Origin of the sequence: Pseudomonas sp. Q1-7 (assembly GCF_028010285.1) — a bacterium.
Taxonomy (GTDB): domain Bacteria; phylum Pseudomonadota; class Gammaproteobacteria; order Pseudomonadales; family Pseudomonadaceae; genus Metapseudomonas.
The window spans coordinates 5,599,867-5,615,349 of the sequence record NZ_CP116304.1; the positions used below are offsets into that span (position 1 = coordinate 5,599,867).

Consider the following 15,483-nt stretch of genomic DNA (forward strand, 5'->3'; position numbering starts at 1 on the left):
CACCATCCGCACCGAGTGAACCCATGAGCACCGACAAGACCAACCAGTCCTGGGGCGGCCGCTTCAGCGAGCCCGTCGACGCCTTCGTCGCCCGCTTCACCGCGTCCGTAGACTTCGACAAGCGTCTGTACCGCCACGACATCATGGGTTCCATCGCCCATGCCACCATGCTGGCACAGGTCGGTGTCCTCAGCGAGGCGGAGCGCGATGCCATCATCGACGGCCTGAAGCAGATCCAGGGCGAGATCGAGGCCGGCAGCTTCGACTGGCGCGTGGACCTGGAAGACGTGCACATGAACATCGAGGCGCGCCTGACCGACCGCATCGGCGTCACCGGGAAGAAACTGCACACCGGCCGCAGCCGCAACGACCAGGTGGCCACCGACATCCGCCTGTGGCTGCGCGACGAAATCGACACCATCCTCGGCGAAATCACCCGCCTGCAGCAGGGTCTGCTCGGCCTCGCCGAAGCGGAAGCCGACACCATCATGCCCGGCTTCACCCACCTGCAGACCGCCCAGCCGGTGACCTTCGGCCACCACCTGCTGGCCTGGTTCGAAATGCTCAGCCGTGACCATGAGCGCCTGGTGGACTGCCGCAAGCGGGTCAACCGCATGCCGCTGGGTTCGGCCGCCCTGGCCGGCACCACCTACCCGATCCAGCGCGAGATCACCTGCCAGTTGCTGGGCTTCGACGCCGTCGGCGGCAACTCCCTGGATGGCGTGTCCGACCGCGACTTCGCCATCGAATTCTGCGCTGCCGCGTCCCTGGCGATGATGCACCTGTCGCGCTTCTCCGAAGAGCTGGTGCTCTGGACCAGCGCACAGTTCCAGTTCATCGACCTGCCCGACCGCTTCTGCACCGGCTCCTCGATCATGCCGCAGAAGAAGAACCCCGACGTGCCCGAGCTGGTGCGCGGCAAGTCCGGCCGGGTGTTCGGCGCCCTCACTGGCCTGCTGACCCTGATGAAGGGCCAGCCGCTGGCCTACAACAAGGACAACCAGGAAGACAAGGAGCCGCTGTTCGACGCCGCCGACACCCTGCGCGACAGCCTGCGCGCCTTCGCCGACATGGTTCCGGCGATCAAGCCCAAGCGCGAGATCATGCGCGAGGCCGCCCGCCGCGGATTCTCCACCGCCACCGACCTGGCCGACTATCTGGTGCGCAAGGGCCTGCCTTTCCGCGACTGCCACGAGATCGTCGGCCACGCGGTGAAGTACGGCGTCGATAGCGGCAAGGACCTGGCCGAGATGAGCCTCGACGAGCTGCGCCGGTTCAGCGACCAGATCGATGACGACGTCTTCGCCGTGCTGACCCTGGAAGGCTCGGTCAACGCCCGCGACCACATCGGCGGCACCGCACCGAACCAGGTGCGCGCCGCCGTCCAGCGCGGCAAGGACCTGCTCGCCGCTCGCTGAGGAACCACAGGCCATGGACTGGCAGCATGACTGGCCGGGTACGCCCGGCCAGCGCATTTCCATCGTCGGCTGCTCCGGCGCCGGCAAGACCACCCTCGCACGGCAATTGGCCCACCTGCTCGACCGGCCCCACATCGAGCTCGACGCCCTCTTCCACCAGCGCGACTGGCAACCACTGCCCAGGACTGAGTTCCGCAGCCGTGTCGTCGACGCCCTGGCCGGCGAGTGCTGGATTGTGGAAGGCAGCTACGGCGCCGTGCGTCCGCAGGTGCTCGCCCGCGCCGACACCCAGATCTGGCTCGATCCGCCACGCGCCGAAGTGATGCGTAACCTGGTGCTGCGCAGCTTCGGCCGCGTGGTGCTGCGCCGGCGTCTGTGGAACGGCAACCGCGAGCGGCTCCGCAATCTCCTCAGCCTGGACCCCGAGCGCTCCATCATCCTCTGGGGCTGGACCCGTTTCGCCACCTACCGCGAACGCTTCCGCGTGGAGCACGAGAATCCGGAACTGGCGGGCATCCTCCGCATACGCCTGGGTTCGCGCCGGGAAATCCGCGCCTTCCTGGACGAACTGCGGAAGCAGGCCGCCATCGGGCATGGCACACTCCCGCCATCGCAACCGGAAGACACCCCATGACCGACGACATTGATGACGGCGAAGAGGCCTTCGCCGAAGCCACGCTGATCCAGGCCATCGAAAACCAGATCGAAGCCGACGAGCCGCCCGCCGCCCGCGCCACCTTCAACAAGCTGACCCTGGTGGGTTACGAGCGCGAGGAAATCCTCCAACTGATGGCCCTGGTGCTGGCCCACGAAATCGACGCCATGCTCGCCGCCGACCGTCCCTTCGACGGCGAATGGTACGAAAGGGCCTTGCGGGCACTGCCGGACCTGCCCGAAGATCAGGCCTGACCTCGCCTACACTCCGTAGACTCCAAACTTCGGCCGGCCCCGCCGGTCTTTGCGGTACAACAAGAACAAGGAGCGACCATGGTCTTCACCCCCGAACTCATCGCCGAATTCGAACTGCTGGCCCTGTTCAACCTGGACAACACCCAGGAAGGCATCAAGGTGCACAACTCCGCCAACCCCAGATCCCAGGCCGCCGTCATGCGACTGCACGAGAAAGGCCTGATCACCCAGCCCGATGGCGGCTACCTGACCAGCCTCGGCCTGGATGCCGCCGAACACGTCCAGGCCTTGCGCACCATCCTCCTGCCCCAGCACGCCTGACGCGGTTGCCGCTCAAGTCGGCAACCCCGCGGGCGATACAATGCGGATGCCTGCCGGCAGTGAAGGCTGCCGGCCAGGCCACCAGCCTCGGGACATGAGCAGAGCATGACGCGCACCCAGGAAATCCGCCCGGACATCGACGACGGCATCGACCGCAAGGTCCTTGCGCAACTGCGCGCGCGCTTCCTCAAGGTCAACGACGGCCGCCTGAGTCGCGCCATGCAGGTACTGTCCACGCGCCAGCAACTGGTCCTGAAGCTCCTGCCGCTGCTGTTCCACGTCAACCACCCGCTGTTGCCCGGCTATGTCTCCGGCACCACGCCGGCGGGGGTCGCCGCCTACGAACCGGATGACGAACTGCTGGCCGAAGCCCAGCGCCTGACCCGTTCCTTTTCCTACAAACCACGCCGTGGTCCACAGCCGGCGCCCATCCACGGCCTGTTCCTGATGGGCAGCCTGGGCACCATCGCCCAGGCCGAGCAGAGCGACATGGACATCTGGGTCTGCCATGCGCCGGAGCTTGATGCCGCCGCCATTGCCGAACTGCAGCGCAAATGCACGGCCCTGGAAGCCTGGGCGGACAGCCAGGGCGCCGAAGCGCACTTCTTCCTCATCGACCCGGCGCGCTTCACCCAGGGCGACCGCGAAACCCGTCTGACCTCCGACGACTGCGGCACCACCCAGCACTATCTGCTGCTGGACGAGTTCTACCGCACCGCCATCTGGCTCGCCGGGCGCACCCCGCTCTGGTGGCTGGTGCCGGTGTACGAGGAAGCGCGTTACGCCGACTACACCTGCACCCTGCTGTCCAAGCGTTTCATCCGCGCCGAGGAGGTGCTCGACCTCGGCCACCTGGCGCACATCCCGCCCGGCGAATTCATCGGCGCCAGCATGTGGCAGCTCTACAAGGGCATCGAGTCGCCGTACAAATCCGTGCTCAAGCTGCTCCTGACCGAGGTCTACGCCAGCGAACACCCACAGGTGTCCTGCCTGTCCCTGCGCTTCAAGGAGGCGGTCTACGCCAACCGCCTGGACCTGGACGAACTGGACCCGTACATGGTCGTCTACCGCCGCCTGGAGGAATACCTGCGCGGGCGCAACGAGACGGAGCGGCTGGAACTGATCCGTCGCTGCCTCTACCTGAAGGTGAACAAGAAACTCAGCCGGCCACCGCGCAACCGCAGCAAGAGCTGGCAGCGCCTGCTGCTGGAGCGCCTGACCGCCGAGTGGCACTGGCCGCAGCGCCAACTGACGATGCTCGACAGCCGCAGCCAGTGGAAGGTGCGCCAGGTGCTGGCCGAGCGCCGCGCGCTGGTCAACGAGCTGACTTACAGCTACCGCTTCCTGGCCCAGTTCGCTCGTAGCGAGCAGGCCAGCGGCACGCTCAGCAGCCGCGACCTGGGCGTCCTCGGCCGACGCCTCTATGCCGCCTTCGAACGCAAGGCGGGCAAGGTGGAGTTCATCAACCCGGGTATTGCCCCGGACCTTGCCGAGGACACGCTCACCCTGGTGCAGCACCCCAGCCCGGACAGCGTGGACGAGACTCAATGGGCGCTGTTTTCCGGCAGCCTGAATGCCCTGGAATGGCAGGACTTCGCACCGCTGAAGCGCAGCCGCGAACTGCTTCCCCTGCTCGCCTGGTGCCACCGCAACGGCGTGATCGACGCCGGGACCCGCCTGTCCCTGCATCCGGGCAGCAGCGACCTGACCGAATTCGAGCTGTCCAATCTGCTGGCCAGTCTGCAGCAGGCCTTCCCCCAGCCCCAGGGCCAGGTGGATGAGAACGCCCTGCTGAGGGCCGGCGTGGCGGCTGAAGTGCTGTTGCTGGTGAACGTCGGGATCGATCCACTGAAGCAGCACAGCCAGAAGAACGTCCACCTGACCAGCGAACGCACCGACGCCCTGGGCTATTCCGGGGTGCGCGAAAACCTGGTGGTGACCATCGATCAGGTGACCCTCAACAGCTGGAACGAAATGCTGGTCAGCCGCTACGAAGGGCCCGACGCCCTGCTCGCCTGCCTGCGCGATTACCTCAACGCCCTGCCCGCCGCAGGTGCCCGGCCCGGCCTGCGGGTCCGCTGCTTCTGCCGCAATCGTGCCCAGGCGATCGGCCAGCGGGTGGACGAGTTGTTCGGCGACGCCCAGGAGATGCTCGGAACGGCCGGCGTACCGCGCTTCCTGCTGCAAGTGCAGCAGCGCTTCCACGTGCTGCAACTGGAACCGGGACAGGTCAGCCATGCCAGCCTGGCGGACCTGCCGGCGCTAGTGGAACACCTGGGGCGCGACCTGCCGGGCTACAGCCCGTTGCAACTGGACCGACGCGCCCTGGAGGACCAGGACCTGGCGGCTATCCTGCCGCTGGGCCGACCGAACTGCATTCAGGTGTTCTATCGCCAGGAGGGCGACAGCGCCGAAATCAACCTGCTGGACGAACACAACGCGCTCTGGCGCCAGCACCTGCCCTTCCACGACGAACAGAGCCTGTTGACGCCACTGCACCGCTTCCTGCAGTCGCTGCTCTATCGGCGCAATGCCCTGCTGCCGCTGGACAGTCCGCAAACCGTACCGCTGTCGGAAATCATCTATTACGAGGTGACGGGCCAGGGCCGCCGACTGGAACGCCGCGCGGCACCTTCGGCGGCCGTCAGCCACCCCTTCTATGACGTGCAGGCGATTGTCGAACCGGCCGAACACGGCATGGTCCGCGTGACCCTGTACTGCAACCACCGGGAGTTTTCCGAACTGGAATACGGCGCCGGCCTGTTCAACGCGGTGGCGAAGCATATCCTCGCCCAGCGCCGCGAGCCGGAACGCTACCCCTGCTACATCACCGACCTCGACCTGTCGCGGATACCCGGCAAGGGGCAGGCGCAGACCGTGCACTACCTGCGCTACAAGGTCGAACTGGAAGAAAGGTTGAACCGGGCGCTGCGCGCAGGTTGATGCAACAACCCGTCCGGCTCGCTATCCCGCGGGAGCGGTCTCAATCGCGAGTGAATTCGCTCCCGCGGCATGCGTCGCGTGGATCAGCGGGCGTATTCGCCAGCCGCCTCGGGCTGGTATTCGACATCCAGCAGGGTCAGTTGGAGGGTCTTGCCGCCAGGCACCGGCCAGTCGATGTGCTGACCGACGGACAGGCCGAGCAGCGCACTGCCCACCGGCGCGAGGATGGAGACCCGCCCTTCGCCACCCACATCCTCCGGGTAGACCAGGGTCAGGTGATAATCCTTGCCGCTGCTCTCTTCGCGGCAATGGACGCGCGAGTTCATGGTGACGACGCCCGGCGGTACCTCATCATGGCCCACCACCTGGGCGCGAGCCAACTCGCGCTCCAGCGCCTCGGCGGCGGGGCCGAATTCCTCCAGGCTATCGAGCAGGCGCTCCAGGCGTTGCAGGTCGAGACGGGTAATGGTGATGGGCGGGTGGGTGTTCATGGCGAACGCGCGACTCCTTGTGCAGATGGCGAAAAAGCGAAACCCCGCCCGAAGGCGGGGTTTCAGATTTTGTCTGGCCGGACAAGATGCCCGGAAGCCCGACAGTACGTCAGGGCACAGGCCTTGGCAAGACCGGTCGGTCAGCCCGGTGGAAGCCGCCTCCGCTGCAGGGCGGCGGCGCAGATTTCACGGCGGCGCAGGTCGCTGGCCTGGTTCCACTCGCAGATTTCCGCCAGGGTGCGGCCGCAGCCTACACAGACGTCGGCATCGTCCAGACAGCAGCGTCGGACGCAGGGCGACGGGTGGCGGGCCGCAGGCGCACGGTCAGAGTTCGTCGAACTCAATGTCTTCACCCGCCTGCTCGCGGGTCACCCGATTGAGCAACTCGCCCAGGGGCTCCTCGCTGCTGTCGCAGATCCAGCGGCCGCTGGCTTCGTCATAGTCGAAGTGGAAGCCCCCCGAGCGCGCCGCCACCCAGAGCTGGCGCAGCGGTTCCTGGCGGCTGAGGATCACCTGGCTGCCGTTCTCGAAGCGCACGGTTAGCACGCCGCCACTGTTTTCCAGATCCAGGTCCAGGTCGCTGTCATCGAATACGTCTTCCACGCGTTCCTGGACCTCATCGACCAGATCGTGGAATCGGGCTTCGCTCAAACTCATCAGGTTTACCTCAGGGCATAGGGGGGTGAAGGGCGACGGTACTCGCCGAGGCTCTGTCCGGTCCAGCGGCGGAAAGCACGGCCCAGGGAACCGGGCTCGCTGAAGCCGACCAGAAAGGCGATGTCGGCCAGATCCAGGTTGGGGTCGCGCAGATGGTGCAGCACCAGTTGCTGGCGCGTCTCATCCACCAACCGGCTGAAGGATAACCCGGCCTCGCGCAAGCGGCGTTGCAGGGTACGCGGACTCAACGCCAGGGCGTCGGCCAGGCGCTCCAGGTCCGGCCCGTCGGCGGACAGCTGGGCGGCCAGCAGTTCACGGGTACGGTCCAGCACGCTGTGGCCCTGGCGCAGCTCGCCGAGCAGGCGCTCGGCATAGTCATCGAACAATCGGCGCACCTCCGCATCGGCCTGGCCGAGCGGCGTTGCCAACAGGCGCCTGGGGAAAACCAGGGCGTTGTCCGCCTGGCTGAACAGCACAGGGCAGCGGAATATCCGCTGGTGTTCGGAGGTGTCGGCCGGTGCCGGATGCTGGAAACGCACCTCGGTGGGCGGGATGTCCAGTCCCGTGATCCAGCGACCGAAAGTCACCCATCCCGACAGCGTCTCCTCCGCCAGCACCGCGCGCTGTTGTGGAAAGCGGGATTCCCAGCTGTGCGCCACCTGTGGCTCCAGTCCCTCCCGGCACGGCTCATCGGCCAGTTCGACCTGGCCCAGGTTACCCACCAGCGCCGCGTAGCGCGCCTGGCGGTGCAGCGCGTCGGCCAGGGTGGCGCAGCTCATCAGCAGAAAACCCAGCACCCCGTAGTGGCCGGGACGCACCGCCTCGCCCAGGTGCAGCCCGAGGTGCGGGTCGCCGGACAGCCGCGCGGCATGGCCGAGCAAATCCAGATAAGCGCTGGCGGCCACGCGCTGGTCGCGCTGGGCAAGGATCGCGGGTGTCAGCTGGACAAGGCCGAGCAGCTCGGCCGGGGTCACGCCAAATGGCTCGACCCGCTCGAGCAGCCCCTGCAGATAGGCAACCGAGACCGAGCCGGCAAGGGATGCGGCATTGTCCATGGGTTCTCCTTTTTTCAGCCGCCAATGCTAGCCCCGCACCGGCCCGCAAGCCACGCCAGACGGGAATTTCACTGAATAGGCAAGGCGTCGGGGGGTCGGTATACTCCGGAACAATTCACGTTTTCTGCAAGGACTCCGTCATGAAGCGACTCCACGCCCCCTTCGTCGCCCTGCTCGCTGTCGCCTGCCTGCTGGCCGGCTGTGGCCAGAAAGGCCCGCTCTACCTGCCTGACGACGAAAAAGCAGCGAAAGAACACCAGAAAGACGTGTACATTCGCTGATCGGGAGAGCAGTCATGGACGCTTTCACGTACCGCGACGGAGAGCTGTTCGCGGAGGGCGTAGCGTTGTCCAATATCGCCGCCCGTTTCGGCACACCCACCTACGTCTATTCCCGTGAAGCCATCGAGGCCGGCTACAAGGCCTATGCCGATGCCCTGACCGGTACGCCGGGCATGGTCTGCTATGCGGTCAAGGCCAACTCCAACCTGGGGGTGCTGAACCTGCTGGCGCGCCTCGGTGCGGGCTTCGACATCGTTTCCAGCGGCGAGCTGGAACGCGTGCTGGCCGCCGGCGGCGACCCGTCGCGTATCGTTTTCTCCGGCGTCGGCAAAAGCCGCGACGACATGCGCCGCGCCCTGGAAGCCGGCGTGCACTGCTTCAACGTCGAGTCGCGCAACGAGCTGGAGCGCCTGCAGAACGTGGCGGCGGCCATGGAGGTGAAGGCCCCGGTGTCCCTGCGGGTCAACCCGGACGTGGATGCCGGCACCCATCCGTACATCGCCACCGGGCTGAAGGAAAACAAGTTCGGCATTGCCATCGACGAAGCCGAGGCCGTGTATGCCCAGGCCGCCAGCCTGCCGAACCTCGACGTGATCGGCGTCGATTGCCATATCGGTTCCCAGCTCACCAGCCTGGAACCCTTCCTCGACGCACTCGACCGCCTGCTGGCCCTGATCGACCGCCTTGCCGAGCGCGGCATCGCCATTCGCCACCTCGACCTCGGCGGCGGCCTTGGCGTGCGCTATCGCGACGAGCAGCCGCCGCAACCCGGTGACTACATCCAGGCCGTTCGCCAGCGCCTCCAGGGCCGCAACCTGGAACTGCTGTTCGAGCCAGGCCGCTCCATAGTCGCCAACGCCGGTGTCCTGCTGACCCAGGTGGAATACCTCAAGCACACTGAACACAAGGATTTCGCCGTGATCGACGCGGCCATGAACGACCTGATCCGTCCGGCCCTGTACGAGGCCTGGATGGACGTGGTGCCGGTAGCGCCCCACGCTGGCATCGAGCGGACCTACGACCTGGTCGGCCCAATCTGCGAAACCGGTGACTTCCTCGCCCGCGAGCGCAATCTGGCGCTGGCCGAGGGCGATCTGCTGGCAATCCGCTCCGCCGGCGCCTACGGTTTTGTAATGAGTTCGAACTACAACACCCGTGGCCGCGCCGCCGAAGTGCTGGTGGATGGCGAGCAGGCTTTCGAAGTCCGTCGCCGCGAAACCATCGAAGACCTTTATGCCGGCGAAAGCCTGCTGCCGCAGTGAGGGCGCAACCATGCTATTGCGCTTCACCAAGATGCACGGCCTCGGCAACGATTTCATGGTCCTCGACCTGGTCAGCCAGCACGCCCATATCCAACCCAAGCACGCCAAGCAGTGGGGCGACCGCAACACGGGCATCGGTTTCGACCAGTTGCTGATCGTCGAGGCACCGACCAATCCGGATGTCGACTTCCGCTACCGCATCTTCAATTCCGACGGCTCGGAAGTGGAACAATGCGGCAACGGTGCACGCTGCTTCGCCCGTTTCGTCATCGACAAGCGCCTGACGGTGAAAAAGCGCATCCGCGTGGAAACCAAGGGCGGCATCATCGAGCTGGATGTCCGGCCCGACGGCCAGGTCACCGTGGACATGGGTCCGCCGCGCCTGGACCCGCAGCAGGTGCCCTTCATCGCCGACACCGAAGCGCTGAGCTACCCGGTCGAGGTCGATGGCCAGAGCGTCGAACTGGCCGCCGTCTCGATGGGCAACCCCCATGCGGTGCTGCGCGTCGATGACGTCGCCAGCGCACCGGTACGCAGCCTGGGCCCGATACTGGAACACCATCCGCGCTTCCCGCAGCGGGTGAACGTCGGCTTCCTGCAGGTGATCGACCGCAAGCACGCGAAGCTGCGCGTCTGGGAACGTGGCGCCGGGGAAACCCTGGCCTGCGGTACCGGAGCCTGTGCCGCCGCGGTGGCCGCCATCCGCCAGGGCTGGATGGACTCGCCGGTACTGATCGACCTGCCGGGTGGCCGGCTCTCCATCGAGTGGGCCGGTCCGGGGCAACCCGTGATGATGACCGGACCCGCCGTCCGCGTATTCGAAGGACAGGTTCGCCTATGACCGACCAGCACCAGGACCAGCCGCAGCACCTCGACGCCGAGACGGTGGCCGCCTACCTGCGGCTCCATCCGGAGTTCTTCGTCCAGCACGAGGAGCTGATACCCGAACTGCGCATCCCCCACCAGCCCGGCGAAGCGGTGTCGCTGGTGGAGCGCCAGGTGAAACTGCTGCGCGAGCGCAACATCGAGATGCGCCATCGCCTGTCGCAGCTGATGGACGTCGCGCGGGAAAACGACCGGCTGTTCGACAAGACCCGGCGCCTGGTGCTCGACCTGCTCGACGCCGCCAGCCTGGAAGAAGTGGTGGGCACGGTGGAAGACAGCCTGCGTCACGAGTTCCAGGTACCCTTCGTCAGCCTCATCCTGTTCAGCGACAGCACCCTGCCGGTGGGCCGCAGCGTCAGCGCGGCCGAGGCGCACCAGAGCATCGGTGGCCTGCTGGTCGGCGGCAAGACCATCTGCGGCGTACTGCGCAGCCACGAGCTGGAGTTCCTGTTCGGCACCGAAGAGCGCGACCAGGTCGGCTCCGCGGCCGTGGTCAGCCTGACCCATCAGGGCCTGCACGGCGTGCTCGCCATCGGCAGCCCGGACCCGCAGCACTACAAGAGCTCCCTCGGCACCCTGTTCCTCGGGTATGTCGCTGAAGTCCTGGCCCGGGTGCTGCCGCGCTTCGCCACCCCCCTGCGCTCGGTGAGATAGCCCGCACCGCGATCCAAGGAAGTCCCATGCAAGCCGACCTGGACGCCTACCTGAACCACCTGCGCAGCGAGCGACAGGTTTCGGCCCACACCCTGGACGGCTACCACCGCGACTTGCTCAGGGTCCGCGCACTCTGCGACAAGTTCGGCATCGCCGAGTGGAAGGACCTGGACGTGCGCAGCCTGCGTGGCTTCATCGCCCGGCTGCACGCGGATGGCCTGTCCAGCCGCAGCCTGGCCCGCCTGCTCTCGGCCGTGCGAGGCCTCTACCGCTACCTGATCCGCGAAGGCCGCTGCCGCCACGACCCGGCCAACGGGCTCGCCGCACCCAAGGGCGCCCGCCGCCTGCCCCGCGCGCTGGACGCCGACCGCGCCCAGCAGTTGCTGGACGGTGCCGTGGAAGACAGCTTCATCGCCCGTCGCGACCAGGCCATGCTGGAACTGTTCTACTCCTCCGGACTGCGCCTGTCCGAACTGGTGGGCCTGGACCTCGACGGCCTCGACCTCGCCGCCGGCCTGGTGCGGGTTCGCGGCAAGGGCAACAAGACCCGCGAACTGCCGGTGGGCAGCAAAGCCCGCGAAGCGCTGGAGCGCTGGTTGCCCCTGCGAGCCGCGGCCAACCCCGGCGAACGCGCGGTGTTCATCAGCCAGCAAGGCCGCCGCCTGACACCCCGCGCCGTCCGCCTGCGGGTGCGCCAGGCGGGCGTTCGTGAACTGGGCCAACATCTGCACCCGCACATGCTGCGGCATTCCTTCGCCAGTCATATGCTGGAGTCATCCCAGGACCTGCGGGCGGTTCAGGAACTGCTCGGCCATGCCGATATCTCCACCACGCAGATCTACACCCACCTGGACTTCCAGCACCTGGCCTCGGTCTACGACCAGGCCCATCCGCGGGCCAAACGACGGGGAGCAGACGAATGAGCATCCAGCTGATCACTTTCGACCTGGACGACACCCTCTGGGACAACCGCCCGGTGATCGAGGGCGCCGAAGCGGCCATGCGCGACTGGCTGATGGAACACACCCCGGCCCTGGGCACCCTGCCGGTGGAGCACCTCTGGGCCATTCGCGGCGAGGTCCTGGCCGCCGAGCCCAGCCTCAAGCACCGCCTCAGCGAACTGCGCCGCCGCACCCTGCGCCGTGCGCTGGAAGGCGTCGGTTACTCCGCCGAGGACGCCGTGGACCTGGCCGAGGGCGCCTTCCAGGCCATGCTCCAGGCCCGCCACCGCATCACCTTCTACGCCGATACGGTGCCTACCCTGGAACGCCTGGCCATCCGCTACAGCCTGGGCGTCATCACCAATGGCAACGCCGATGTACGCCGCCTGGGCCTGGCCGACTACTTCAAGTTCGCCCTGTGCGCCGAGGAACTGGGCATCGGCAAACCGGACCCGATGCCCTTCCTCGAAGCCCTGAAACGCGCAGGCGTCAGCGCCGGGGAAGCCGTACACATCGGCGACCACCCGGCCGACGACGTCGAAGGCGCCCGCCGCGCCGGCCTGCGCGCGATCTGGTTCAACCCACAGGGCAAGGAATGGAGCGGCGAACAGCTGCCAGACGCGGAGATCACTAGCCTGGCCGAACTGCCCGACATGCTCGCACGTCTCGCCCGTTGGCATTGAAGGAAGCGTTTCTCGCCTAGGGTGGATCACGCTTCACCGATCCACCATCGGTGCCCGGGCCCGTCTCGATGGGTGGGCGTAAAGGCGACACCCACCCTACGCCTGGCTCGGCATTGGAGCGATTTCAATCACGAATGAATTCGCTCCCGCAAGAGTCCTCCCCATCCCGTGTCCATCGCCCATGAAAAAGCCCGCCAATGGCGGGCTTCTTCGACGGGTGCCGGCCTCAGATGGGGCGGCTGCCGTACTTGCTGTCCGGCTTCTTTGGCGGGTCGGCTACCACGTTGGGCTCGACCTCCTGCACTTTGCCACCACGGGCCAGGAACTCTTCCATGGCCTTGGCCAGGGCATCACGCTCTTTCTGCTTGGCCTCGATGCTGGGCATCTCCTCGACCTCGACGGCGGCCTTGGCCTTCTTGCCCGCAGGGGCGGCGGCCTCGCCATCGTCGTCGCTGTCGGAATCATCGGCTGCAGCCAGTTCCTCGCCTTCGTCCTCGTCGGCCGATTCCAGCTCGTCTTGTTCCAGTTCTTCGTCGCTCATGTTCTACCTCATGCCTTGCCAAAGCAGGTTAGTTATAGCCCAGCTGCGCCAGCTTTCTAACGCTGCCGGAAAAAATTCAGGGCGACTCGCCGTGCAAGGTCGCCAACACCCGGCGGGCACCGCCCTGGTCGCGGTGTTCCCCCAGGTAGATACCTTGCCAGGTGCCCATTGCCAGTTGTCCGTCGCGGACCGGCAGGCTCACCTGGCAGCCCAGCAGACTGCCCTTGAAGTGCGCGGGCAGATCGTCCGGCCCTTCATCATCATGTTCATAGTCGCTTTCACCCTGGGGCACCAGGCGATTGAAGAACCGCTCGAAGTCCCGCCGCACGGCCGGGTCGGCGTTCTCATTCACCGTCAGGGAAGCCGACGTGTGCTGCAGCCAGAGGTGCAACAGACCGACGCGGTAACGCCGCAGTTCCGGCAACGCTGCGAGGATTTCCGCGGTGACCAGATGGAAGCCACGCGGCCTCGGACGCAAGGTGATCAGGGTCTGCCGCCACATCCGCCACTACCTGTCTCGGCTCGTACGGGCGGCATTCTAGCGCGGCCGATGAAAAAGCAAAGGGCGCCTTGCGGCGCCCTTTTCGGCTTTTCCACCGACATCCCCGCCGGCAACTGCCGAGCGGGGAATTCATCGGGATCAGAGGTTGTAGCCGCGCTCGTTGTGCTGGGCCAGGTCGAGGCCGACAGTCTCTTCCTCTTCGTTGACACGCAGGCCCATGACCACGTCCAGCACCTTCAGGATCACGAAGGTCACGATACCGGTGTAGACCACGGTCACGACCACGCCCTTGAGCTGGATGAAGAACTGGGCGCCGATGTCGTCCACGCTGCCGAAGCCACCCAGGGCCGGCGCGGCGAAGATACCGGTCAGCAGGGCGCCGACGATGCCGCCGATGCCGTGCACGCCGAAGGCGTCCAGGGAGTCGTCGTAGCCCAGCTTGCGCTTCAGGCTGGTGGCGCAGAAGTAGCAGATCACGCCGGCGACCAGGCCGATGATCAGCGCCCCCATCGGGCCGACGGTGCCGGCAGCCGGAGTGATCGCAACCAGGCCGGCGACCACACCGGAGGCGATACCCAGGGCGCTCGGCTTACCGTGGGTCAGCCACTCGGCGAACATCCAGCTCAGGGCCGCGGCGGCGGTGGCGATCTGGGTCACCAGCATGGCCATGCCAGCGGTGCCGTTGGCGGCGATGGCGGAGCCGGCGTTGAAGCCGAACCAGCCGATCCACAGCATGGCGGCGCCGACCAGGGTGTAACCCAGGTTGTGCGGAGCCATCGGGGTGGTCGGATAGCCCTTGCGCTTGCCCAGCACCAGGCAAGCCACCAGACCGGCCACACCGGCGTTGATGTGCACCACGGTGCCACCGGCGAAGTCCAGCACGCCCCAGTCCCACATCAGGGCGCCGTCGCCGCTCCACACCATGTGGGCGATGGGCGCATAGACCAGGGTGAACCAGACGGCCATGAAGATCAGCATGGCGGAGAATTTCATGCGCTCGGCGAACGCACCCACGATCAGGGCCGGGGTGATGATGGCGAAGGTCATCTGGAAGGTGATGAACACGCTCTCGGGGAACGCCGCTACGAGGCTGTCCACACCCACACCGCTGAGGAAGGCCTTGGAGAAGCCACCGAAGAAGGAGCTGAAGTTGACTACCCCCTTCTCCATGCCGGTGGTATCGAACGCCAGGCTGTAGCCGTAGAGCACCCAGAGGATGCTGATCAGGCCAGTGATGGCGAAGCACTGCATCATCACCGACAGAACGTTCTTGGAACGCACCATGCCGCCGTAGAACAGCGCCAGGCCGGGAATGGTCATGAACAGCACCAGCGCGGTAGCGGTCAGCATCCACGCCGTGTCACCGCTGTTCAGCGCAACCTCGTCGGCGGCCATGGCCAGGCCGGGGGTAACGAGGGACAAAAGGGCTCCTAGCCCTGCGGCTTTACGCAGAGTCATGTTGTTTTCTCCTGGGGCGTTGGGGTTCGGCGGCTTAGATCGCGTCTGTGCCGGTTTCGCCGGTACGGATACGGATAGCCTGTTCCAGATTGACGACGAAAATCTTGCCGTCACCGATCTTGCCGGTATTGGCTGCCTTGGTGATGGCCTCGATCACGCGGTCCAGTTGATCGTCGGCGATGGCGACGTCGATCTTCACCTTCGGCAGGAAATCGACAACGTACTCAGCGCCACGGTACAGCTCGGTGTGGCCCTTTTGCCGCCCGAAGCCCTTGACCTCGGTGACCGTAATGCCCTGCACGCCGATCTCCGACAACGACTCGCGCACGTCGTCGAGCTTGAAAGGCTTGATGATGGCGGTGACTAGCTTCATGAAACTCTCTCCCGTGTTTGGTTGACTTGCCCCAGGGAAAACGCGAACCCGGCTCAAGTCTAAGCGCAGTGTCTGGCTTTTGTAACGCGTCGGCCCGCCCACGCACGGC

The 15,483-nt window shown here is 66.2% G+C and carries 19 protein-coding genes; 11 read left to right on the top strand and 8 right to left on the bottom strand.

What is annotated here, in order from left to right; genetic code table 11:
* The first annotated feature begins 23 nt into the window (after nt 1-23).
* The 5 genes from argH (at nt 24) to PJW05_RS25750 (ending at nt 5,591) form a co-directional block, all read left to right on the top strand.
* Nucleotides 24-1,418: an argininosuccinate lyase gene (gene argH / locus PJW05_RS25730; protein WP_271409751.1), complete on the top strand. Its 1,395-nt coding sequence runs from the start codon at nt 24-26 to the stop codon at nt 1,416-1,418.
* A gap of 13 nt (nt 1,419-1,431) precedes the next feature.
* Nucleotides 1,432-2,052 (top strand): adenylate kinase, encoded by a 621-nt coding sequence (locus PJW05_RS25735; RefSeq protein ID WP_271409752.1) that lies wholly within the window; start codon nt 1,432-1,434, stop codon nt 2,050-2,052.
* Nucleotides 2,049-2,327: a hypothetical protein gene (locus PJW05_RS25740; RefSeq protein WP_271409753.1), complete on the top strand. Its 279-nt coding sequence runs from the start codon at nt 2,049-2,051 to the stop codon at nt 2,325-2,327. Before PJW05_RS25735 ends, PJW05_RS25740 begins: the two co-directional genes overlap by 4 nt.
* A 78-nt stretch (nt 2,328-2,405) precedes the next feature.
* A complete protein-coding gene (locus tag PJW05_RS25745; protein WP_271409754.1) occupies nt 2,406-2,648 on the top strand; it encodes a TIGR02647 family protein in 243 nt (80 codons plus the stop codon).
* 105 nt (nt 2,649-2,753) lie between these two features.
* The gene (locus PJW05_RS25750) at nt 2,754-5,591 is read left to right on the top strand and encodes a class I adenylate cyclase (protein WP_271409755.1); all 2,838 of its coding nucleotides are present in this window, start codon (nt 2,754-2,756) and stop codon (nt 5,589-5,591) included.
* Nucleotides 5,592-5,674: 83 nt separating this feature from the next.
* Here the strand turns inward: PJW05_RS25750 and rnk are convergent, their stop codons facing one another.
* The 4 genes from rnk to PJW05_RS25770 all read right to left on the bottom strand — a co-directional run bounded on the left by rnk (nt 5,675) and on the right by PJW05_RS25770 (nt 7,794).
* Nucleotides 5,675-6,082 carry a nucleoside diphosphate kinase regulator gene (gene rnk, locus PJW05_RS25755; RefSeq protein ID WP_271409756.1) on the bottom strand — a complete coding sequence of 136 codons (408 nt, stop codon included), beginning with the start codon at nt 6,080-6,082 and terminating at the stop codon, nt 5,675-5,677.
* A gap of 140 nt (nt 6,083-6,222) precedes the next feature.
* Nucleotides 6,223-6,426 (bottom strand): DUF1289 domain-containing protein, encoded by a 204-nt coding sequence (locus PJW05_RS25760; RefSeq protein WP_271409757.1) that lies wholly within the window; start codon nt 6,424-6,426, stop codon nt 6,223-6,225.
* Nucleotides 6,407-6,739 (bottom strand): iron donor protein CyaY, encoded by a 333-nt coding sequence (cyaY, locus tag PJW05_RS25765; protein WP_442969199.1) that lies wholly within the window; start codon nt 6,737-6,739, stop codon nt 6,407-6,409. The genes PJW05_RS25760 and cyaY overlap by 20 nt, the downstream gene beginning before the upstream one ends.
* 5 nt (nt 6,740-6,744) lie before the next feature.
* Nucleotides 6,745-7,794: an AraC family transcriptional regulator gene (locus PJW05_RS25770; RefSeq protein ID WP_271409758.1), complete on the bottom strand. Its 1,050-nt coding sequence runs from the start codon at nt 7,792-7,794 to the stop codon at nt 6,745-6,747.
* Between the two features lie 140 nt (nt 7,795-7,934).
* Here PJW05_RS25770 and lptM point away from each other — a divergent pair, with 140 nt between their 5' ends.
* Genes lptM through PJW05_RS25800 form a run of 6 tightly spaced genes read left to right on the top strand, consistent with a single transcriptional unit; the run spans nt 7,935 to nt 12,500 of the window.
* Complete coding sequence (gene lptM, locus PJW05_RS25775) at nt 7,935-8,075, top strand: LPS translocon maturation chaperone LptM (protein ID WP_151138324.1); 141 nt, start codon at nt 7,935-7,937, stop codon at nt 8,073-8,075.
* A 14-nt stretch (nt 8,076-8,089) separates the two neighbouring features.
* Nucleotides 8,090-9,337 carry a diaminopimelate decarboxylase gene (lysA, locus tag PJW05_RS25780; RefSeq protein WP_271409759.1) on the top strand — a complete coding sequence of 416 codons (1,248 nt, stop codon included), beginning with the start codon at nt 8,090-8,092 and terminating at the stop codon, nt 9,335-9,337.
* 10 nt (nt 9,338-9,347) lie between these two features.
* Nucleotides 9,348-10,178 carry a diaminopimelate epimerase gene (gene dapF, locus PJW05_RS25785; protein ID WP_271409760.1) on the top strand — a complete coding sequence of 277 codons (831 nt, stop codon included), beginning with the start codon at nt 9,348-9,350 and terminating at the stop codon, nt 10,176-10,178.
* Complete coding sequence (locus tag PJW05_RS25790; protein WP_271409761.1) at nt 10,175-10,876, top strand: DUF484 family protein; 702 nt, start codon at nt 10,175-10,177, stop codon at nt 10,874-10,876. The genes dapF and PJW05_RS25790 overlap by 4 nt, the downstream gene beginning before the upstream one ends.
* Before the next feature lie 26 nt (nt 10,877-10,902).
* Nucleotides 10,903-11,799: a tyrosine recombinase XerC gene (gene xerC / locus PJW05_RS25795; RefSeq protein WP_271409762.1), complete on the top strand. Its 897-nt coding sequence runs from the start codon at nt 10,903-10,905 to the stop codon at nt 11,797-11,799.
* Complete coding sequence (locus PJW05_RS25800) at nt 11,796-12,500, top strand: HAD family hydrolase (protein WP_271409763.1); 705 nt, start codon at nt 11,796-11,798, stop codon at nt 12,498-12,500. Before xerC ends, PJW05_RS25800 begins: the two co-directional genes overlap by 4 nt.
* A gap of 226 nt (nt 12,501-12,726) precedes the next feature.
* On the opposite strand, the gene sutA is transcribed toward PJW05_RS25800, so the two are convergent.
* From sutA to glnK, 4 genes are all read right to left on the bottom strand, one after another.
* Entirely contained in the window at nt 12,727-13,041 is a 315-nt protein-coding gene (gene sutA / locus PJW05_RS25805; protein ID WP_271409764.1) for a transcriptional regulator SutA, read from the bottom strand.
* A 76-nt stretch (nt 13,042-13,117) separates the two neighbouring features.
* Nucleotides 13,118-13,543 carry a secondary thiamine-phosphate synthase enzyme YjbQ gene (locus tag PJW05_RS25810; RefSeq protein WP_271409765.1) on the bottom strand — a complete coding sequence of 142 codons (426 nt, stop codon included), beginning with the start codon at nt 13,541-13,543 and terminating at the stop codon, nt 13,118-13,120.
* 138 nt (nt 13,544-13,681) lie between these two features.
* Nucleotides 13,682-15,001: an ammonium transporter gene (locus PJW05_RS25815; protein ID WP_271409766.1), complete on the bottom strand. Its 1,320-nt coding sequence runs from the start codon at nt 14,999-15,001 to the stop codon at nt 13,682-13,684.
* Nucleotides 15,002-15,035: 34 nt separating this feature from the next.
* Complete coding sequence (glnK, locus tag PJW05_RS25820) at nt 15,036-15,374, bottom strand: P-II family nitrogen regulator (protein ID WP_003457590.1); 339 nt, start codon at nt 15,372-15,374, stop codon at nt 15,036-15,038.
* Nucleotides 15,375-15,483: the final 109 nt, after the last annotated feature.